Below are 19,012 nucleotides of genomic sequence, written 5' to 3'. Positions count from 1 at the left end.
GCTCAGGTCCCGCTGACGGCGATGCCGAGAAACCGCAGGACGGCATAGAAGAGCGCGCCGCCCATCAGCGCGTCGAGCCGATCCATCACCCCGCCGTGGCCGGGGATCAGCCGGCTCGAATCCTTGATGCCGAAATGCCGCTTGAGCGCGGATTCCAGGAGGTCGCCGCATTGCGACGCGATGCCGACGCCGATGCTGATCGAGAGCACCCGCAAGGGCGGCCATCCCGCGAGCAGCGCGCAGACGAGGCCCGCGAGCCCCGCGGCCAGCAGACCGCCCAGGGCGCCCGACCAGGTCTTGCCGGGGCTCACCCGCTTCCAGAGGCGCGGGCCCCCGAGCGAGCGCCCGACGAAATAGGCCCCCACATCCGCGGCGACGACCACGAAGACGAGCCACAGGACGACGGCGAGACCGTCCGGCGCCTCGGCCCGCAGGGCGAGCAGCGCCGAGACCGCGCCCCCCATGTAGACGAGCCCGCCGCCGAGGAAGACGGCGCGCCGGCCCGCGAAGGGGACGAGAACCGCCGCCCCCGCGAGCAGGAGCGCCAGCGCCAGCATGGGCAGGCCGGCATGGGTTGCGATCGCCGAAGCCGCCGCGGCGGCCGCCAGGACGAGCATGGCCGGGGCGGCGAAGCCCTGGTCGCCCGTCACCATGCGATGCAGCTCCCAGAGCAGGAGCAGAAGCAGGGCGAGGCCCAGCGCGAGCGCCCAGAGGCCGCCGGCCCAGACGCCGGCGAGCGCCACCGCCAGAATGGCCAGACCTGATGCCAGCCGGACACCGAGATCGCCGAACCGGACCGGCTTCGGCCTCGAATCGGTCATCCAGCCACGGCACCGAAGCGGCGTTCGCGGCGGGCGAATCCCCGCACCTGCGCCGCGAAGATCTCGGCCGTGAAATCGGGCCAGCGGGTATCGACGAAGGCGAATTCGGAATAGGCCGATTGCCAGGGCAGGAAGCCCGAGACGCGGAACTCCCCGGAGGTGCGCAGGATCAGGTCCGGATCGGGCAATCCGGCGGTGTCGAGATGCCGCTCGATGACCTCGGGCGAGATCTCGGTGGCCAGAAGCCGCCCCGCCCGGACCGCCTCTGCGACCCGGCGGGTTGCCCGCAGGATCTCGTCCCGGCCGCCGTAGTTGATCGCGACGGTAAGGTGCAGCTGGTCGTTGCCGGCGGTCTGCATCTCGAGCCCCGCCATCAGCGCCCGCAGATCGGCGTCGAGCGCCTCCCGCCCGCCGATGAAGCGCACCCGCACGCCCTCGGCCACCAGCCGCGCGCCCTCCTTCTTGATGTAGCGCCGGAAGAGCCGCATCAGGCCGATCACCTCGGAGGGCGGCCGCTTCCAGTTCTCGGTCGAGAAGGCGAAGAGCGTCAGATGGGTGATCGCGAGATCGGGACAGGCCTCGACGATCTCGCGCACCCGGTCGGCGCCGCGCTTGTGGCCCTGCAGCCGGGGCAGGCCGCGGCTCTCCGCCCAGCGCCCGTTGCCGTCCATGATGATCGCCACATGCGACGGCTGCTCCGGCGCATCAGATCGCTCACCCGTATACATTTCGCTCGACCCTACCTCTTACTCGATCGCCGGCATGCCCGGCCTCTCAGATCTGCATGATTTCTTCTTGCTTGGTGGCAAGCGCCGCGTCGATCCTGCCGATATGGGCATCGGTCAGTTCCTGGATCGCGTCGTGCCAGAATTTCTGGTCGTCCTCCGCCATGCCGTCGGACTTGGCCTTCTTGATCCGGTCCATCCCGTCGCGTCGCACGTTGCGCACCGCGATGCGCGCCTGCTCGGCGTAGTGCCCGGCGACCTTCGCGAGCTCGCGCCGGCGCTCCTCGTTGAGCTCCGGGATCGGCAGCCGCAGGATCGTCCCGTCCATCTGGGGATTGATCCCCAGGCCGGAATTCCGGATCGCCTTGTCCACCGCGTTTACCAGCGCCTTGTCCCAGACATTCACCAGCACCATGCGCGGCTCGGGCACGGTGATCGTGCCGAGCTGGTTGACCGGCATCGGCGAGCCATAGGCCTCCACCGTCACCGGATCGAGCATCGAGGCCGAGGCGCGCCCGGTGCGCAGGGAGCCGAACTCGCTCCTGAGCGCATTGAGAGCCCCGTCCATGCGCTTCTCCAGCGCGTCGATGTCAATATCCTCCTCCGACATGGCCGTCTCCTCGCCCCGGCTCTAACTCAGCCGGGTTCAACAATGGTAAACCGCCCGCGGCCCTGGACCACGCCGGCCAATCCGTTCGGTTCGTCAAGGGAGAAGACGATGATCGGCAGCGCATTGTCCCGCGCCAGCGCGATCGCCGAGGCATCCATCACCTTGAGGTTCTTCTGCAGCACGTCGTCGTAGCTGATGCGGTCGTAGCGGCGGGCGTCCGGGTTCTTCTTGGGGTCGCTGTCATAGACCCCGTCGACCTGCGTTCCCTTGAAGAGCGCCTCGCAGGACATCTCCGAGGCGCGCAGCGTCGCGGCGGTATCGGTGGTGAAATAGGGATTGCCGGTGCCGGCGGCGAAGATGCAGACGCGGCCCTTCTCCAGATGCCGCACCGCCCGCCGGCGGATATAGGGCTCGCAGACCTGATCCATCGGGATCGCCGAGATGACGCGGGTATAGACCTTGCGCGCCTCGAGCGCCGATTGCAGCGCCAGCGCGTTCATCACCGTGGCGAGCATTCCCATGTAATCGGCCGTGGTGCGCTCCATGCCCTGGGCCGAGCCCTGGAGCCCGCGGAAGATGTTACCGCCGCCGATGACCATGCAGATCTCGACGCCGAGGTCGTGCAGCGCCTTCACCTCGCCGGCGATGCGCGCCACCGTCGGGGGATGCAGCCCGTAGGACTGCGGCCCCATCAGCGCCTCGCCGGAGATCTTGAGCAGGATGCGCCTGTATCCGGGCCGGACGACCGGTGCCACAATGGTCGCAAGACTCTCCGTCATGCCAGCATTCTCCGGTTGTCGGCGGTTCGGCCGGCAAAATGTCGGAAATCGATCCGATGTTCAATGCGAAAAGCCGGGATCGCGCGGGCGGGCGGCCGCTTCGAAACGGCGCCCTGCGGCCCCGCCCCCGGCAGGACATCTGTATCTGACAGCCCCGGTTCCCGGCACGACCGTCCCGCGCGAAACTTCAGCGGGCCCGGTCACGTCGGCAGACGAGGCCATCCCTGCCCCCGGGCCGCAGCGGCGGCCCGAGTCGGGCGGTGCGGCGGGGCGCGATCAGCGGCCCGCGGTCTTCGCCACCTCGGCGGCGAAATCCTCGGTGGCCTTCTCGACGCCCTCGCCCACGGCGAGGCGCGCGAATCCGACCACCTCGACCCCGGCTTCCTTCGCGGCCTGGCCGACGCTGATGTCGGGGTTGATCACGAATTTCTGCTTGAGCAGCGTGACTTCCTCGAAGAACTTGTTCATGCGGCCGACGATCATCTTCTCGATGACGCCCTCGGGCTTGCCGCTCTCGCGCGCCTGTTCGGTCAGGACCGCCTTCTCGCGCGCGACCAGCGCCGGATCGAGATCGGCCTCCGACAGCGAGGCCGGGTTGGTGGCCGCGATATGCATGGCGATCTGCTTGCCGATGCCATTGTCGGCTCCCTTCAGCGCGACGAGCACGCCGATCTTGCCGAGGTTCTCGGCGACCGCGTTGTGGACATAGGAGGCGACGCTCCCGCCCTCGACCGAGGCCATGCGGCGCAGATGCAGGTTCTCGCCGATGGTCGCGATCTTCGCGGTCACCGCATCCTGCACCGTCTTGTCGTCCATGGGCGCGTCCCGGAGCTCCTCGATGTCGTTGCAGCCGGTCGCCACCTCGGCGATCGCCCGCACGATCGCCTGGAAGTCCGAGTTGCGCGCGACGAAATCGGTCTCGGAGTTCACCTCCACCGCGACGCCGACCCCGCCCCTGACGGCGACCCCGACCAGGCCCTCGGCCGCGGTGCGGCCGGATTTCTTCGCCGCCTTGGCCAAGCCCTTGGTGCGCAGCCAGTCGATGGCCGCCTCCATGTCGCCGTCCGTTTCGGTCAAGGCCTTCTTGGCATCCATCATGCCCGCGCCGGAGGCGTCGCGCAGTTCCTTCACCATCGTCGCGCTGATCGACATCATCGCTCTCCTAGATCGTCTGTTTGCAAAGGGCGAAGCGCCGCGGCGCGGTCGCGGCCGGCACGGCGCTTCGGGATCGGCTCAGGCCTCGGCGGCGTCGCTCTCGGCTTCCGCGGGGGCCTCGTCGAGCGATTCCTCCACCGGCGTCTCCTCGAGCGCCCCGATGTCGACCCCGGCCGCGCCCATCTGCGCCGCCATGCCGTCGATCGCCGCGCGGGCGACCAGATCGCAATAGAGCTCGATGGCCCGCGCCGCGTCGTCGTTGCCCGGGATCGGGAAATCGATGCTGTCGGGCGAGGAATTGCTGTCGAGCACCGCGATCACCGGGATGCCGAGCTTCTTCGCCTCGAGGATCGCCAGATCCTCCTTGTTGGTGTCGATCACGAAGAGGATGTCCGGCGTGCCGCCCATCTCGCGGATGCCGCCCAGCGACTTCTGCAGCTTGGACTGCTCGCGCTCGAGGCCGAGCCGCTCCTTCTTGGTCAGCCCCTCGGCGCCGCTCTCCAGCTTCTCGTCGATGGCCTTGAGCCGCGCGATCGAGTTCGAGACGGTCTTCCAGTTGGTCAGCGTGCCGCCGAGCCAGCGGTGGTTGATGTAGTATTGCGCGCAGCGCTCGGCCGCGTCGGACACCGCCTTCTGCGCCTGCCGCTTGGTGCCGACGAAGAGGATGCGGCCGCCCTTGGACACGGTCTGCTGCACCGCCTGCAGCGCCGCGTCGAGCAGGGGCACCGTCTGGGTCAGGTCGATGATGTGGATGCCGTTGCGGTCGCCGTAGATATACGGCGCCATGCGCGGGTTCCAGCGGTGGGTCTGGTGGCCGAAATGCACGCCGGCTTCGAGCAGCTGACGCAGAGTGAACTCGGGAAGAGCCATGGTCGTCGTTTCCTTTCCGGTTTCGCCTCGGCGGGGGAAGAGCCCTTCGGCCCAACCGGTGGATCGCCGGGGATGTCTCCCCCGGCAACCGCGTCCCCGCCTGCGGATTGATCGCAGGGCTGTTAGACGGAATGCCCGGCCTTGGCAAGCCCCGGCGTCCGGTCCGGCGGGGCGATTGTATCCGACGCTCGTCCTTTCCTCTTTCGACCGCCCCGCTACAAGATGAGGGCAGCGCCCGACCCGGGCGGAAGCGAAGCAACCGCGTCGTGCCGTAGGCACGCCATTGGCGTGACGGGCGGGGCGAGCGCTGCCCGGCGGTGCCCGCCGGGCGGGGTGGTGACGCTGAGCGCGCCCCGTGAGGGATCCGCCCGACTCCCCTGGAATCCCGGGACCCGATCGCGCCGCTTGTGCGCTGCCGCCGGTATCTCTAGATAAATCCGGGCTTCAGGAAGGAATCCATGGCCAAGCGTCCGATCCGGCGTGCAATGCGCCCCCCAAGGCCGACGCTGATCCAGCGCCTGCGCGGGGATTTCCTGACCGGGCTGGTCGTCGTGCTGCCGATGTTCCTGACGATCTATCTCGTCTGGGCGACGATCGGCTTCATCGACGACAAGGTCGTGCCGCTGATCCCGGCCGGATACAATCCCGAGAACGTCTTCGGGCGCAACATCTTCGGCCTCGGGCTGATCGTCTTCCTCGTCTTCACCACCCTCGTCGGGGCGCTGGCCAAGGGCATCATCGGCCGCCAGGTGCTGCATTTCGGCGAGCGCATCGTCGAGCGCATGCCCATCGTGCGCTCGATCTACAACGGGCTGAAGCAGATCGCCGAGACGATCTTCAGCCAGACCAACACCTCCTTCCAGCAGGCCTGCCTCATCGAATATCCGCGCAAGGGCCTCTGGGCCATCGCCTTCGTCTCGACCGAGACGCGCGGCGAGATCCCGGTCAAGACCGGCGAGCCGGACCTGATCAGCGTCTTCCTGCCCACGACGCCGAACCCGACCTCCGGCTTCCTGCTGCTGGTGCCGCGCCGCGACATCGTCCCGCTCGACATGACCATCGAGGAAGCGGCTAAGCTGGTGATCTCGGCGGGGCTGGTCTCGCCCCCCGAGCGCCCCCAGGCCGCGGGCACCGCGCCGCCGAAGGTCGCCAAGGCCGGCGCCTGACCGCGCAGGGCGCGGCGCGCATGGATTCCGCCCCTCGCTGTCGATAAACTGTCGCAGAAGCCCGCTAAGTCTCGGCGAATGCATCGGGATCGGAGTGACGCCATGAAGATCGCAATCCTCGGCGGCGACGGATTCGTCGGCTGGCCCACGGCGCTGCACCTCAGCGACCTCGGCCACGAGATTCATATCCTCGACAACCTCAGCCGGCGCTGGATCGACACCGAGCTGGGCGTCCAGTCGCTGACGCCGATGGATTCGATCCAGGAGCGCACCCGCATCTGGCACGCCGAGACCGGGCGGCGCATCCGCTTCCACCTGATCGACCTCGCCCGCGACTACGAGATCCTGAAGTCCTGGCTGGGCGAGCACCGCCCCGAGGCGATCATCCATTTCGCCGAGCAGCGCGCCGCGCCCTATTCGATGAAATCCGACCGTCACAAGCGCTACACGGTCGACAACAACGTCAACGCCACCCACAACCTCTTGAACGCGCTGGTCGAGGTCGAGCTCGACGCGCATCTGGTGCATCTCGGCACCATGGGGGTCTACGGCTATTCGACGATCGGCGCGGCGATCCCCGAGGGCTACCTGCCGGTCGGAATCGAGACGCTCGGCGGCGAGACCGTGCGCCAGGAGATCCTCTATCCCACACGTCCCGGCTCGATCTACCACATGACCAAGAGCCTCGATCAGATCCTGTTCCAGTTCTACGCCCAGAACGACGGGCTGAGGATCACCGACCTGCACCAGGGCATCGTCTGGGGCACCCATACCGAGCAGACCCGCCGGCATGTGCAGCTGATAAATCGCTTCGACTACGACGGGGATTACGGGACGGTCTTAAACCGGTTTCTCATCCAGGCCGCCATCGGCTACCCGCTGACCGTGCATGGCACCGGCGGCCAGACGCGCGCCTTCATCCATATCCAGGATTCGGTGCGCTGCATCGAGCTGGCGCTGAAGGACGCGCCGAAGCGCGGCGAGCGGGTCAGGATCTTCAACCAGATGACCGAGACCCACCGGGTGCGCGACCTCGCCGAGCTGGTCGCCGAGATGACCGGCGCAGACATCGCCTGGCTGCCCAACCCGCGCAAGGAAGCCGCCGAGAACGAGCTGGTGGTGCGCAACGACCGGTTCCTCGCGCTCGGGCTCGACCCCATCACCCTGCGCGAGGGCCTTCTCGCCGAGGTGGTCGATGTCGCCCGGCGCTATTCCTATCGCGTCGACCGCAGCCGCATCCCCTCGGTCTCGGCCTGGACCCGCGAGATCGCGAACCTCGTGGAGCACGATCCCGAGCACCGCGGGCTGCGATCGGCCTGAGGCGCGGCGACCATGGCAGGCGCGCCGGTCCTCGACCGCCCGCCGGGCGGAAGCCGCGCCTTCGTCACCCTCGTGACCAATGCCGCCTACCTTCCCGGGGCGGTGGCGCTGATCCGCTCGCTGCGGCGCACGGGAACGGCCGCCGACATCGTGGTGCTCCATACCGGGGGTATCGGGGCCGGGGCGCTGGCCGGGCTCGCCGCCCTGGGCGCGCGGCTCGCGGCCTGCGACCTCCTGCCGACCTCGGAGGCCTTCGATGCGGCGCATGCGCGGTCCGAGATCCACGGGCGCAACCCCTTCACCAAGGGCGGGAAACCGGCCTTCCACACGCCGCTCGACAATTTCGTCAAGCTCCGGCTCTGGCAGCTGCCCTACGAGCGCGCCGTCTTCATCGACGCCGACGCCATCGTGCTGCGTCCCGTGGACCGGCTCTTCCACTATCCGGAATTCTCCGCCGCCCCGAATGTCTACGCGAGTCTCGCGGACTTCCGCCGCCTCAATTCGGGCGTCTTCGCCGCCCGCCCCTCCCCGGCCACCTTTGCGGCCATGCTCGCCCGGCTCGACGCGCCCGGCGCCTTCTGGAAGCGCACCGACCAGACCTTCCTCGAGGCGTTCTTCCCCGAATGGCAGGGGCTGCCGGTCTATGACAACCTGCTGCAATACGTCTGGCTGAACCTGCCCGAGCTCTGGGACTGGCGGCTGATCCGCATCCTGCATTTCCAGTACGAGAAGCCCTGGGATCCGGCCAACCCCAAGGCCGCGCGGCTCGCGCCCCTGATCGCGCTCTGGCGCGCCTTCCACGACGACGCGGCCCTGCCCGAGCTGCCCGACCCCTGATGCATGTGCTCGTCACCGGCGCCACCGGAACGGTCGGCCGCTTCGTCGTCCCCGCGCTCGCCGCCGCCGGCCACCGCGTCACCAGGCTCGGCCGCAGCGGCGACCTACCCTGGACCCTCGCCGACCCCGCCCCGCGCCTGCCCGCCGCCGATGCGCTCGTCCATCTCGCGCTCGCCCATGTCCCCGGCGCCTATCGCGGCGGCGAGGGCGCGGATCCCGAGGGCTTCCGCCGGCTGAACCTCGACGGCAGCCTGCGGCTTTTTGACGCGGCCGGCCCCGCCCGCATCGTCTTCCTCTCGTCCCGGGCGGTCTACGGCGACCAGCGCCGGGGCGAGACCCTGCGCGAGACCGATGCGCCTGCCCCCGATTCGCTCTATGGCCGCGTCAAGCTCGAGGCCGAGCGCGCGCTCGGTCCGCGCGGGGCGAGCCTGCGCGCCACCGGCGTCTATGGCGGCGACAAGTGGCGGCCGCTCTTCGCCGCCTATCTGCGCGGCGAAGGCATCGCGCCGCGGCTCGCCACGGAGCTGCACGGCGCCGACCTCGCCGCCGCGGTTCTGCTCCTGCTCGACAGGCGCGAGACCGGCGCCTTCAACGCCTCCGACATCCTGCTCGACCGCCACGAGCTCATCGCCCGCGTCCGGGCCCTGACCGGCTGCCCGCATCCGCCGCCGCCGCGCGCCGAAGGCCCGCCGCCCGGCCTCATGGCCACCGACCGCCTGCGCGCCCTCGGCTGGCGCCCCGGCGGCCTCCCGCGGCTCGAAGCCTTCCTGGCCGAAAGCTTCGGCGGGAAATGAACCTCCACGGAGGATTCATTTCGATATCGAACCGTTGGAGGCCGCGCGCCGGCGCTCAGCCCGGCTCCTGCCACCAGACCTCTGGCAGCCAGCCGATCCAGTCACCGTAGACCGGCAGCACCTCGGGGTGGCGCAGGTCGGCCTTGTAGGCGACGTAGCTGACGTCCGGGAAGCCGAAGGGGATCACGTAGCGCCCCGTGGTCAGCACCCGGTCGAGCGCCCGGACCGCGGCCACGAATTCCGCCTCGTCGCGGGTCTCGAGCATATGGGCGATCATCGCCTCCGCCGCCGGGCTCGCCACCCCCATGTAGTTGCGGGTGCCGGGCTCGGTGACGCCGGCGCTGCCCCAGTAGAGCATCTGCTCGTTGCCGGGCGAGAGCGACATGTTCCAGGTGTTGATCATCATGTCGTAGTCGTAGTCGTTGCGGCGCTCGTTGTACTGGGCCTGGTCGACCAACTGGACGCCGACCTGGATGCCGAGCTGGCGCAGCGCATCCACGAAGACATTGGTCACCGCCTCGTCCTGTCCGTTCATCAGCAGGATGTCGAAGGCGAAGGGCGCGCCGGAGGCGTCGCGCAGCACGCCCTCCTGCACCGTCCAGCCGGCCTCGGCCAGCAGCTGCGCCGCCCGGCGCATGTTGGAGCGGTTGCGCGGCGAGCCGTCGGAGGCGGGAAGCGCATAGGCCTCGAGCGCATCGGGCAGCAGGCTGTCCGCGAAGGGCTCGAGCAGCGCGCGCACCCGCCCCTCCGCCGGCCCCTCGCCCATCGCCAGTTCCGAATTGGCGAAATAGCTCGTCCGGCGCGGGAAGGCGCCGCCGTTCAGCGTCCGGTTGACGAATTCGAAGTTGAAGGCATGGAGCAGCGCGTCGCGCACCCGCCAGTCCTCGAAGACCGGACGGCGCAGGTTGAAGACGAATCCCTCCATCCCCGAGGGCCGTCCATGCGGGATCTCGGCCTTGACGACCGCACCCGAGGTCACCGCCGGGAAGCCGAACTCGCTCGCCCAGCGCGCCGGGCTCGATTCGCGGTAGACCGAGAGCGCGCCGGCCGTGAAGGCCTGGAAGAGCACCCCGGAATCGACGAAATAATCGTAGCGGATGGTGTCGAAGTTGTTCAGCCCGCGGTTGATCGGCAGGTCGCGGCCCCAATACTCCGGATTCCGCTCGAAGCGGATGTAGCGGCCGGGCTCGAAGGCGCCGATCCTATAGGGGCCGGAGCCGGTGGGCACGCGCAGGCTGCTCTGCGCGAAATCCACGCCCTCCCAATCGGCCTTCTTGAGAATCGGGCGCAGGCCGATGATCAGCGGCAATTCGCTGTCGGGCTCGCTGAAGTCCAGCCGGAAGGACCGCTCGCCGGTCTGCTCGATGCTGCGGACCTTTTCCCAGGCGTTGCGGTATCTTGGCTGACCTTCTTCGGCCAGTGTCTCCATGGACCAGATCACGTCCTCGACCGTCACCGGGCTGCCGTCGGAGAATTTCGCCTCCGGCCGCAGGGTGAAGGCCACCCATTCCCGCTCCGGACCCGTCTCGATCGATTCGGCGAGCAGCCCGTAGAGCGAGAAGGGCTCGTCCCAGTTTCGCGCCATCAGCGTCTCGAAAACATGGGACTGGATGCCCCAGGGCGCCCGGCCCTTCAGAATATAGGGATTAAGCGAGTCAAATCCGCCGGTCTCGCCGAAAACGATCGTCCCGCCCTTCGGCGCATCGGGATTCGCGTAAGGCAGCGACACAAAATCCGGTGGAAGCGACGGATCGCCATACATAGCTATGCCGTGAGACGGCTCCGCCGCGGCGAGGGTCGTCCCCAGCACCAGCGCCAGAAACCCCGCCACGACCCGCCCGATCATGCGTGTCATTTGCGTCACATCCCAGAGGTTGATTGGCTTTCGGGCACTCTAGCGGCCCCGCACCGCCCCCGCACCACCAATTTTTGTCTTGGCGATAGACCATTGATTTCGTATAAGGGTTCCACTGCTCGATAGGTTTCTTGCCTGTATGAAACCTGCCTCAACGACTTGACGCCCTCCTCGGAGGGCGTCTTTTTTTGGGCATCCGGACCCTCCCCGATCGACCGGGCACCGCCCTGCGGCGGGCATTCCTATTCGCACGCGCAACATATAGACTCCGGCTCGTGAAAAGCATTTGAGAGGAGCGTCGGACCCATGACTCTGGCAGGCAAGACGGCCGTCATCACCGGCTCGAACTCGGGGATCGGACTCGGCATCGCCGAGGAACTGGCCCGGCTTGGCAGCGACGTCGTGCTGAACTCGTTCACCGACAATCCGGAGGATCACGCGCTCGCGGAGCGAATCGCCGCCGAGCACAAGGTGCGCGCGGTCTATGTCGCGGCGGACATGTCGAACGGCGAGGCCTGCCGCAGCCTCGTGGCCAAGGCCAGGGAGGCGATGGGATCGCTCGACATCCTCGTGAACAACGCCGGGATCCAGTTTGTCGCCGGGATCGACGAATTCCCGGTCGAGAAATGGAACGCCATCATCGCGATCAACCTCAGCTCGGCCTTCCACACCACGGCGGCGGCGCTGCCGCTGATGCGGGCCCAGGGCTGGGGCCGGATCGTCAACATCGCCTCCGCGCACGGGCTCACCGCCTCGCCGTTCAAATCGGCCTATGTCGCGGCCAAGCACGGGCTCGTGGGGCTCACCAAGGTCGCGGCACTGGAGACTGCCGAAGAGCCGATCACCGCGAATGCGATCTGCCCGGGATACGTGCTGACGCCGCTGGTCGAGGCGCAGATCCCCGACACGATGAAGAAATACGGCATGGATCGCGAGACGGTGATCCGCGAGGTGCTCCTGGAGCGCCAGCCCTCCAAGCAATTCGCCACCACCGCCCAGATCGGCGGCTGCGTCGCCTTCCTCTGCTCCGCCGCCGCCGAGCAGATCACCGGCACGACGCTCTCCGTCGACGGCGGCTGGACCGCGCTTTGACCCGGCGCGTCGTCAATCTCGCGCTCCAGGGCGGCGGCGCCCATGGCGCCTTCACCTGGGGCGCGCTCGACCGGCTGCTCGAGGACGAGGACATCGAGATCGAGGGGATCAGCGCCACCTCGGCCGGCGCCATGAACGCCGCCGCGCTGAAGCACGGCTGGATGACCGGCGGCAATGCCGGGGCGCGGGACGCGCTCGCGCGCTTCTGGCTGCGGATCGCGGGCCTCGACGGCTTCATGTCCGACGCCATCATGGACTGGCTGCGCGCCGTCTCGCCCTCGCCTTCGCTCATCGCCAGGGCGCTCGAGCTCAGCCCCGCCGCCCTCGCCTCGGAAGCGATCACCCGGGTGCTCTCGCCCTACCAGTTCAATCCCGTGAACTACCACCCGCTGCGCAGCATCGTCGACGACCTGCTCGATTACGAGAACGTCTGCGCGACCGGCGGGCCGAAGCTCTTCGTGACCGCGACCAACGTGCGCAACGGCAAGCCGCGGGTGTTCCAGGGCAAGGAGATCACCACCGACGCGATCCTCGCCTCCGCCTGCCTGCCGACGCTCTACCAGGCCATCGAGATCGACGATCACCGCACCGGGCGGCGCGAGGCCTATTGGGACGGCGGCTACATGGGCAACCCCGCGCTCTATCCGCTGTTCTATCGCACGAAATGCCCCGACATCGTCATCGTGCACATCAACCCGATCCATCGGGAGGAATTGCCGCGAAGCTCCCAGGAGATCCTGAACCGCATCAACGAGATCAGCTTCAACGCTTCGCTGCTGCGCGAATTGCGCAACATCGATTTCGTCAACCGGCTGATCGAACGCGGGATCATCGCCGAGGGCGCGATGAAGCGCAACCACGTCCATTCCGTGAGCGACGACGCGCTGATGACCCAGCTCGGCATCGCCTCGAAGATGACGCCGAACCGGGCGCTGCTGCTGCAGCTCAAGGACGCCGGACGCGCGGCCATGGACGGGTTTCTCGCCCGCAACCTGCGGCACATCGGCCGGCGATCCTCGGTGGACCTCCGGGGCATGTTCACCTCCGAAGGCGCGACCGTCTGATACGACATAAGGCTAGATCGATCGGCCAGGGGATATTCCGAACCGGCACCAGCGAGGCACTGCCTCGCGCCGGTTCGTCGGCCGCAGCGCGCGAGCGCGAAGGTCGAGGGGGGTCGTGCTGCACCGTCGCCGGGCAATCCGCGCGCGCATGCCTGGCGGGCGCGCTCGTCGCGCCTGCCGGGGGCAGGCAGGCGCGCACGGATTTGTCACCTGCCAAATCCGCGAAGAGAAAGCAGCGCCGCCACGGGCGCCGGGCGCCGGTCCGAAGCGATCACCCGGAGAAGTCTGATACCAGCGGCCTCGCCGTCAATTCCCGTTGCACCCGGGGCGACGGCGCCGGCTCGGATCTCAGGGGCAAGACCCGGCCCTCGAGGCACTGCCCGCCGGCGGCCAAAAGTTAACGCCGGAAATACACCTTATATTTTAGACAGTTACGACCCGTGCGCGCGCGCACGCTCTCCGGGACACCCTCCGGCCGGCGATTCCCTCCGATCGGTCGGTCCCTAGCCTTCCGCCGCTGCGACCTGCTGCTTGACCCGGATGAAGCTGTCGGGCGTCACGGAGATCGAATCGATCCCGGCGCCGGCGAGGAGCCTGGCGAAGCTCGGATCGTTGCTCGGCGCCTGGCCGCAGAAGCCGATCTTGGCCCCGGCGGCATGGGCGCGCTCGATCACCGTCTCGATCATCCAGCGCACCGCCGGGTCGCGCTCGTCGAAGACCGCGGCCAGCGATTCGGAATCCCGGTCGACGCCGAGCGTGAGCTGGGTGAGGTCGTTGGAGCCGATCGAGAAGCCGTCGAAGCGCTTGGCGAATTCCGCCGCCAGGATGACGTTCGACGGTATCTCGCACATCACATAGACCTGCAGGCCGTTCCTGCCGCGTTCGAGCCCGTTCCGGGCCATCACCTCCAGCACCCGGTCCGCCTCGGTCGTGGTCCGGCAGAAGGGGATCATCATCACCACGTTGTCAAAGCCCATCACCTCGCGCAGCCGCTTGATCGCCCGGCATTCCAGCGCGAAGCCCTCGCGGTAGCGCTCGGAATAATAGCGCGAGGCCCCGCGGAAGCCGATCATCGGGTTCTCTTCCTCGGGCTCGAACTGCCGCCCGCCCAGGAGCTCGGCGTATTCGTTGGTCTTGAAGTCGCTCATCCGGATGATCACCGGCTTGGGATAGACCACCGCCGCGATCCGCGAGAGCCCGCGCGCCAGTTCCTCGACGAAATACTCGGTCTTGTCGGGATAGGAGCGGGTCAGCTCGGCGATCTCGGCCTTGGCGCCCCCGTCCTCGAGCTCGTCGAAGCGCACGAGCGCCATGGGATGCACCTTGACCGCGTTGTTGACGACGAATTCCATGCGCGCGAGGCCGACGCCCTCGGAGGGCAGCCGCCACCAGCGGAACGCCGCCGCCGGATTGGCGAGGTTGAGCATGATCTTGGTGCGGGTCCTGGGGATGGTGTCGAGACGCAGGTCCTCGACCACGTAATCCGAGATGCCCTCGTAGATCGCGCCCTCGTCGCCGCCGGCGCAGGAGACCGTGACCTCCTGCTCGTCATGCAGCACATGGGTCGCCGTGCCGGTGCCGACGATCGCCGGCACGCCGAGCTCGCGGCTGACGATCGCGGCATGGCTGGTCCGGCCGCCGTGGTCGGTGATGATGGCGGCGGCGCGCTTCATGATCGGCACCCAGTCGGGATCCGTGGTGCCGGTCACGAGGATCGATCCGTCGACGAAGCGGCCGATGTCCCGGGCGTGCTCGATCAGGCAGACGCGCCCCGCCACCACGGCCTCGCCGACGCTGAGGCCGGTGAGCAGCTCGCGGCCGTGGGACTTGACGGTATAGGATTTGAGCGCCCCGGCCTCGGCGCGGGACTGCACGGTTTCCGGCCGCGCCTGGACGATGAAGAGCTCGCCCGTGTCGCCGTCGCGCGCCCATTCCATGTCCATCGGCTGGCCGTAATGCTTCTCGATGGTGCAGGCCTGGCGCGCCAGCTCGATGATCTCCTCGTCGCTCAGGACGAAGGCCGCGCGCTCCGCCTTGGAGGTCGGCACGTTCCGCGTGTCGCTGGCCTCGCCGCCATAGATCATCTTGCGCTCCTTGGCGCCGAGCTTCTTCTCGATGACCGGCGAGAGGCCCGGGGTGTCGAGGAGGGGCTTGAAGACCTCGTATTCGTCCGGCGTGACCGCGCCCTGGACCACGTTCTCGCCGAGCCCCCAGGCAGCGTTGATCAGCACCACCTTGTCGAAGCCCGATTCGGTATCGATGGAGAACATCACGCCCGCGCCGCCGGTATCGGAGCGCACCATCTGCTGCACCCCGACCGAGAGCGCCACCTGGCTGTGGTCGAAGCCCTTGACGCTCCGGTAGGTGATGGCGCGATCGGTGAAGAGCGAGGCATAGCAGCGGCGGCAGGCATCGAGCAGCGAGGCCTCGCCGCGGACGTTGAGGAAGGTCTCCTGCTGGCCGGCGAAACTGGCGTCGGGCAGATCCTCGGCCGTCGCGCTGGACCGGACGGCAACGGAGACGTCGGTCTTGCCGGCGCGCTCCGACAGCGCGCGGTAGTTGGCCAGGATCGCATCGCGGATCTCCTCGGGCCAGTCGCCGGCGGCGATGGCCTTGCGGACCGACTGGCCGGCTTCCTGGAGCGTCACCTTCCCGGCCTTCAGCCGCGCCATCGTCTCGGCGATCGTCTCGTTGAGGCCGTTCGCGTCGAGATAGGAGCGGAAGGCATCCGCGGTCGTGGCGAAACCGGGGGGCACGCGGATGCCCTGCTCGCCGAGGGTGCGCACCATCTCGCCGAGCGACGAGTTCTTGCCGCCGACCAATCCGACGTCCCCGCGGGACAGATCCTCGAACCAGACGACGCTCCGCAGCTTGTCCATCATCCCTGCCCTTCGCTTCCTAGCATGTCGGCCTCTTTGACAAAAAAAGCCGCCATCGCCATGATCTCCGTCAATATGGCCCGACCTGCGATCCGATAGCTTCGCTGCAATCGGCCACACCGGGGCCGGGCAGAGCATGCTTCGGTCCATGTCCTAGGAATCGAGAGGATCACCCATGTCCGGCAAGGAGATACAGGCGCTCGTGGATCGAATCGAGGCCGCGAGCCATGCGGATCTGCCGCTCGGACTCGCGGTCCTCGAGGGGCTGGCCGCGAGCGGCCATGCCGCGGGAGCCACCGCGGGCGTGATCGATTCGGCCGATGCCGCCCTGCGGCTCGTGGCCAGCGAACTGCCGGGATGGTCGGTGTCGCTCTCCGGTGCCCTGCGGCTGCCGGACAGTCAATGGACCTGCACCTTGCGCGAATCGGGAGCACGCGACGACGACGAGGTCATCGGCGTCGCACGCGCGCCCACGGCCGCACTGGCGCTCATCGGCGCCCTGCTCAGGGTCTTCGCGATTCGCCAGAAAGGCTATCGGTAGGACCCGGTTCCGAAGCGGCAGCGGCACTGCCCTGCGCCCCGTCGATCGCATCCGCGGCCCGCATCCCGGATCGGGGCGCCGGAGGTCCCGCGCACCCGGATCACGAGGGGTGCGCCGCGAGCGCCTTGCCGAGCCGCGGCAACCCGGCGCGCTTGAGAAGGCCGCGCAGGGCCTGCGCCCGACCGGAGACGGATTCCGCGCGCGTCAGAACATCGGACGCCACCGCGGCCATGTCGAATCCTTCGTGGTGCAGCTCGGTCAGGAAGCTGTCCGGCTCGCGCAGGAGCAGGCCGTGCCTCGCGAGGGTCCGGGGCGGGAAATCCCTGCGATTGAGGGTCATCAGCACGTCCGCCCCCGCCGCGATCGCCGCCGCCAGCACATGCCGGTCGTCCGGGTCGGGCAGGGAGAGCCTCCGCATCAGGTCCTCGTCCAATGCCACTTCGGATTCGGGCCAGGCCGCGCGCATCGCCGCGATCTCGGCGCGGGCGACCGCCTCGGCGCCGGCAGGAAGGCGACGGGTCGCGCGCGCCCATTCCTCGAGGATCCGGTCCGACCAGAGCGGCAGGAAGGCCCCGGTCCGCGCGGCGCCCAGCAGCATCTCGCGCAGGACGCTGGGAAAGAGCACGCAGGCATCGAGCAGGACCCTCACGGACCCAGCCGGAAGAACAAAGCCTTGAGATAGCAGCTCTCGGCCAGTGCGGGATGCACCGGATGGTCCGGCCCCGCCTCGCCGGTGTGCAGGATCTGCGCCGAGCGCCCTGCCCTGCCGATGCCGCGCAGGCAGGCCGACCGGAACGTCGCGAGATCGGCGGCGTGGCTGCAGGAGCAGAGCACCAGGAATCCGTCCGGCTCGACGAGGGCCGAGGCCATCCGCGCGAGCCGCTCATAGGCGCGAAGCCCGGCTTCGAGAGCGGATTTCGACGGCGCGAAGGCCGGGGGATCGCAGATCACCAGCCCGAACCGTTCGCCCTCCACCGCCATAGCCTCGATTGCAGCGAAGGCGTCCGACTTCCGCGTCTCGAAACGATCCGCAACGCCGCTCCGCTCCGCACCGCCGCGGGCGAGCTCGAGCGCGGGCGCGGATCCGTCGACGGCGACTGCCGAAGCCGCACCCGCCACCAGCGCCGCCAGGGAGAAGCCCCCCACATGGGAGAACACGTCGAGCACGCGGCGCCCGCCGGCGAGCCGGGCGGCGAAGGCGTGGTTCGGCCGCTGGTCGAAATAGAGGCCGGTCTTCTGGCCCTGCGCGAGATCGGCGAGATAGATGGCCCCGTTCATCGGCACCTCCACCGGACCGTTGAGGCTGCCGCGGATCAGCGCGGAATCCTCGTCGAGCCCTTCAGGCCCGCGTGCCCGGCCGCTGCCGTTCTTGAAGACCTCCGTGACCCCGGTCACGGCCACGAGCGCCGTCACCAGATCCTCGAGATGCGCCTCCGCCCAGGCGGCATTGGGCTGCACCGCCGCGGCAGACCCGAACCGGTCCACCACCACCCCGGGCAGCCCGTCGGCCTCGGCATGGACGAGCCGGTAATAGGGCACCGGAAAGAGCGCCTCGCGCAGGGCCAGGGCCCGGCGGAGTCGCGCGGCGAACCACTCCGGGCCGATCGCGGCCCCGGGATCGCGGTCGAGGATCCGCAGGGCGATCTTCGACGCGGCGTTGAAGGCGGCGAGCGCGATCGGGCTGCGCCCGGCATCCTGCACTTCCACGATGGAGCCCGCGGGGATCGCGCGGCTGCGCCGGTCGAGCACGATCTGATCGGCGTAGACCCAGGGTACGCCGCGGCGCAGGGCCCTTGGATCGACATTCGGCCGGAGCCGGACGACCGGGCGGGAGGGATCTTCGGTCGTCGTCACGTCACCTGACTCCACGCGGCCGGAGATGGCGCAGGTAGCGGCTTTCGAGGCCTCGAAACGCCAGGACCAGCAGGAAGGTTATCGCCATGTAGAGGATCGCGGCCGCGAGGAAACCCTCGTAGGCGAGGTAATATCGGGCATTGAGCGTGCGCCCGGCCCCGAGGATGTCCTGGAGCGTGATGACGCTCGCGACCACCGAGCCCTGCAGCATGAAGACCGCCTCGTTGCCGTATTGCGGAAGCGAGCGGCGGAGTGCCGAGGGCATCAGCACCAGCCAGTCGACCTGACGGCGCGAAAGGCCCAGCGCCCATGCGGCCTCGAGCTCGCCCTTGCCGGTGGTCACGATCGCGCCGCGGATGATCTCGGTCCCATAGGCCCCCGAATTGAGCGAGAAGGCGATCAAGGCGCACCACCAGGGGTCGCGCAGGAAGGTCCAGGCCCAGCTGTCGCGGATCCATTCGAACTGCGCCAGGCCGAAATAGATCAGGAAGGTCTGCACCAGCAAGGGTGTGCCGCGGAAGAGATAGACATAGCCGTTGATCAGGGGCGAGACGACCGGCACCCTGCGCGCCCGCGAGAGACCGGCGGGCACCGCGATCGCGAATCCCATCGCCACAACGAGGAAGGGCAGCTGCAGCCTCATCCCGACC

The 19,012-nt window shown here is 68.6% G+C and carries 18 protein-coding genes; 7 read left to right on the top strand and 11 right to left on the bottom strand.

Features of this window, described 5'->3' with window-relative positions:
- Positions 1-2: 2 nt before the first annotated feature.
- From V7050_RS01315 to rpsB, 6 genes are all read right to left on the bottom strand, one after another.
- The gene (locus V7050_RS01315) at positions 3-821 is read right to left on the bottom strand and encodes a phosphatidate cytidylyltransferase (RefSeq protein WP_324367132.1); all 819 of its coding nucleotides are present in this window, start codon (positions 819-821) and stop codon (positions 3-5) included.
- Positions 818-1,549: a polyprenyl diphosphate synthase gene (uppS, locus tag V7050_RS01310; protein WP_324367129.1), complete on the bottom strand. Its 732-nt coding sequence runs from the start codon at positions 1,547-1,549 to the stop codon at positions 818-820. Before uppS ends, V7050_RS01315 begins: the two co-directional genes overlap by 4 nt.
- Positions 1,550-1,595: 46 nt before the next feature.
- Entirely contained in the window at positions 1,596-2,156 is a 561-nt protein-coding gene (gene frr, locus V7050_RS01305) for a ribosome recycling factor (protein ID WP_324367127.1), read from the bottom strand.
- A gap of 26 nt (positions 2,157-2,182) precedes the next feature.
- Positions 2,183-2,935: a UMP kinase gene (gene pyrH / locus V7050_RS01300; RefSeq protein ID WP_324367125.1), complete on the bottom strand. Its 753-nt coding sequence runs from the start codon at positions 2,933-2,935 to the stop codon at positions 2,183-2,185.
- A gap of 276 nt (positions 2,936-3,211) precedes the next feature.
- Complete coding sequence (tsf, locus tag V7050_RS01295; protein WP_324367123.1) at positions 3,212-4,087, bottom strand: translation elongation factor Ts; 876 nt, start codon at positions 4,085-4,087, stop codon at positions 3,212-3,214.
- Between the two features lie 81 nt (positions 4,088-4,168).
- Complete coding sequence (rpsB, locus tag V7050_RS01290) at positions 4,169-4,960, bottom strand: 30S ribosomal protein S2 (RefSeq protein WP_324367121.1); 792 nt, start codon at positions 4,958-4,960, stop codon at positions 4,169-4,171.
- A 458-nt stretch (positions 4,961-5,418) separates the two neighbouring features.
- Here rpsB and V7050_RS01285 point away from each other — a divergent pair, with 458 nt between their 5' ends.
- From V7050_RS01285 to V7050_RS01270, 4 genes are all read left to right on the top strand, one after another.
- On the top strand, positions 5,419-6,126 hold the full coding sequence (locus V7050_RS01285) for a DUF502 domain-containing protein (protein WP_324367119.1): 708 nt from the start codon (positions 5,419-5,421) through the stop codon (positions 6,124-6,126).
- A 102-nt stretch (positions 6,127-6,228) separates the two neighbouring features.
- The gene (locus V7050_RS01280; protein ID WP_324367117.1) at positions 6,229-7,446 is read left to right on the top strand and encodes an NAD-dependent epimerase/dehydratase family protein; all 1,218 of its coding nucleotides are present in this window, start codon (positions 6,229-6,231) and stop codon (positions 7,444-7,446) included.
- 12 nt (positions 7,447-7,458) lie between these two features.
- Complete coding sequence (locus V7050_RS01275; RefSeq protein WP_324367115.1) at positions 7,459-8,283, top strand: glycosyl transferase; 825 nt, start codon at positions 7,459-7,461, stop codon at positions 8,281-8,283.
- Entirely contained in the window at positions 8,283-9,077 is a 795-nt protein-coding gene (locus V7050_RS01270; protein ID WP_324367113.1) for an NAD-dependent epimerase/dehydratase family protein, read from the top strand. Before V7050_RS01275 ends, V7050_RS01270 begins: the two co-directional genes overlap by 1 nt.
- A 55-nt stretch (positions 9,078-9,132) precedes the next feature.
- Here V7050_RS01270 and V7050_RS01265 read toward each other — a convergent pair whose 3' ends face one another.
- A complete protein-coding gene (locus V7050_RS01265; protein WP_442885313.1) occupies positions 9,133-10,932 on the bottom strand; it encodes an extracellular solute-binding protein in 1,800 nt (599 codons plus the stop codon).
- Between the two features lie 306 nt (positions 10,933-11,238).
- Here V7050_RS01265 and V7050_RS01260 point away from each other — a divergent pair, with 306 nt between their 5' ends.
- The gene (locus V7050_RS01260) at positions 11,239-12,024 is read left to right on the top strand and encodes a 3-hydroxybutyrate dehydrogenase (RefSeq protein WP_324365562.1); all 786 of its coding nucleotides are present in this window, start codon (positions 11,239-11,241) and stop codon (positions 12,022-12,024) included.
- Positions 12,021-13,088, top strand: coding sequence for a patatin-like phospholipase family protein (locus V7050_RS01255; RefSeq protein WP_324365563.1), 1,068 nt, complete (start codon positions 12,021-12,023; stop codon positions 13,086-13,088). The genes V7050_RS01260 and V7050_RS01255 overlap by 4 nt, the downstream gene beginning before the upstream one ends.
- 503 nt (positions 13,089-13,591) lie before the next feature.
- On the opposite strand, the gene ppsA is transcribed toward V7050_RS01255, so the two are convergent.
- The gene (gene ppsA, locus V7050_RS01250) at positions 13,592-15,970 is read right to left on the bottom strand and encodes a phosphoenolpyruvate synthase (RefSeq protein WP_324365564.1); all 2,379 of its coding nucleotides are present in this window, start codon (positions 15,968-15,970) and stop codon (positions 13,592-13,594) included.
- Positions 15,971-16,142: 172 nt separating this feature from the next.
- On the opposite strand from ppsA, the gene V7050_RS01245 reads away from it, so the two are divergent.
- On the top strand, positions 16,143-16,508 hold the full coding sequence (locus V7050_RS01245) for a hypothetical protein (protein WP_324365565.1): 366 nt from the start codon (positions 16,143-16,145) through the stop codon (positions 16,506-16,508).
- 100 nt (positions 16,509-16,608) lie between these two features.
- Here V7050_RS01245 and V7050_RS01240 read toward each other — a convergent pair whose 3' ends face one another.
- The 3 genes from V7050_RS01240 to V7050_RS01230 all read right to left on the bottom strand — a co-directional run.
- Positions 16,609-17,157 carry an RSP_2648 family PIN domain-containing protein gene (locus V7050_RS01240; protein WP_324365566.1) on the bottom strand — a complete coding sequence of 183 codons (549 nt, stop codon included), beginning with the start codon at positions 17,155-17,157 and terminating at the stop codon, positions 16,609-16,611.
- On the bottom strand, positions 17,154-18,362 hold the full coding sequence (locus V7050_RS01235; RefSeq protein WP_324365567.1) for an RSP_2647 family RNA methyltransferase: 1,209 nt from the start codon (positions 18,360-18,362) through the stop codon (positions 17,154-17,156). Before V7050_RS01235 ends, V7050_RS01240 begins: the two co-directional genes overlap by 4 nt.
- A gap of 1 nt (position 18,363) precedes the next feature.
- A partial coding sequence (locus V7050_RS01230) for an ABC transporter permease (RefSeq protein WP_324410184.1) occupies positions 18,364-19,012 on the bottom strand: 649 nt, incomplete at its 5' end.

The organism is Amaricoccus sp. (assembly GCF_036846665.1).
GTDB lineage: Bacteria > Pseudomonadota > Alphaproteobacteria > Rhodobacterales > Rhodobacteraceae > Amaricoccus.
Note: the sequence above shows the minus strand (reverse complement) of the source record. Positions and strands in the feature narration are given on the sequence as shown.

What these genes read in the sequence shown, in the direction of transcription:
- V7050_RS01315 (WP_324367132.1), bottom strand. Translation starts at nt 821, where the DNA reads ATGACCGATTCGAGGCCGAAGCCGGTCCGGTTCGGCGATCTCGGTGTC.
- uppS (WP_324367129.1), bottom strand. Translation starts at nt 1,549, where the DNA reads ATGTATACGGGTGAGCGATCTGATGCGCCGGAGCAGCCGTCGCATGTG.
- frr (WP_324367127.1), bottom strand. Translation starts at nt 2,156, where the DNA reads ATGTCGGAGGAGGATATTGACATCGACGCGCTGGAGAAGCGCATGGAC.
- pyrH (WP_324367125.1), bottom strand. Translation starts at nt 2,935, where the DNA reads ATGACGGAGAGTCTTGCGACCATTGTGGCACCGGTCGTCCGGCCCGGA.
- tsf (WP_324367123.1), bottom strand. Translation starts at nt 4,087, where the DNA reads ATGTCGATCAGCGCGACGATGGTGAAGGAACTGCGCGACGCCTCCGGC.
- rpsB (WP_324367121.1), bottom strand. Translation starts at nt 4,960, where the DNA reads ATGGCTCTTCCCGAGTTCACTCTGCGTCAGCTGCTCGAAGCCGGCGTG.
- V7050_RS01285 (WP_324367119.1), top strand. Translation starts at nt 5,419, where the DNA reads ATGGCCAAGCGTCCGATCCGGCGTGCAATGCGCCCCCCAAGGCCGACG.
- V7050_RS01280 (WP_324367117.1), top strand. Translation starts at nt 6,229, where the DNA reads ATGAAGATCGCAATCCTCGGCGGCGACGGATTCGTCGGCTGGCCCACG.
- V7050_RS01275 (WP_324367115.1), top strand. Translation starts at nt 7,459, where the DNA reads ATGGCAGGCGCGCCGGTCCTCGACCGCCCGCCGGGCGGAAGCCGCGCC.
- V7050_RS01270 (WP_324367113.1), top strand. Translation starts at nt 8,283, where the DNA reads ATGCATGTGCTCGTCACCGGCGCCACCGGAACGGTCGGCCGCTTCGTC.
- V7050_RS01265 (WP_442885313.1), bottom strand. Translation starts at nt 10,932, where the DNA reads ATGACACGCATGATCGGGCGGGTCGTGGCGGGGTTTCTGGCGCTGGTG.
- V7050_RS01260 (WP_324365562.1), top strand. Translation starts at nt 11,239, where the DNA reads ATGACTCTGGCAGGCAAGACGGCCGTCATCACCGGCTCGAACTCGGGG.
- ppsA (WP_324365564.1), bottom strand. Translation starts at nt 15,970, where the DNA reads ATGATGGACAAGCTGCGGAGCGTCGTCTGGTTCGAGGATCTGTCCCGC.
- V7050_RS01245 (WP_324365565.1), top strand. Translation starts at nt 16,143, where the DNA reads ATGTCCGGCAAGGAGATACAGGCGCTCGTGGATCGAATCGAGGCCGCG.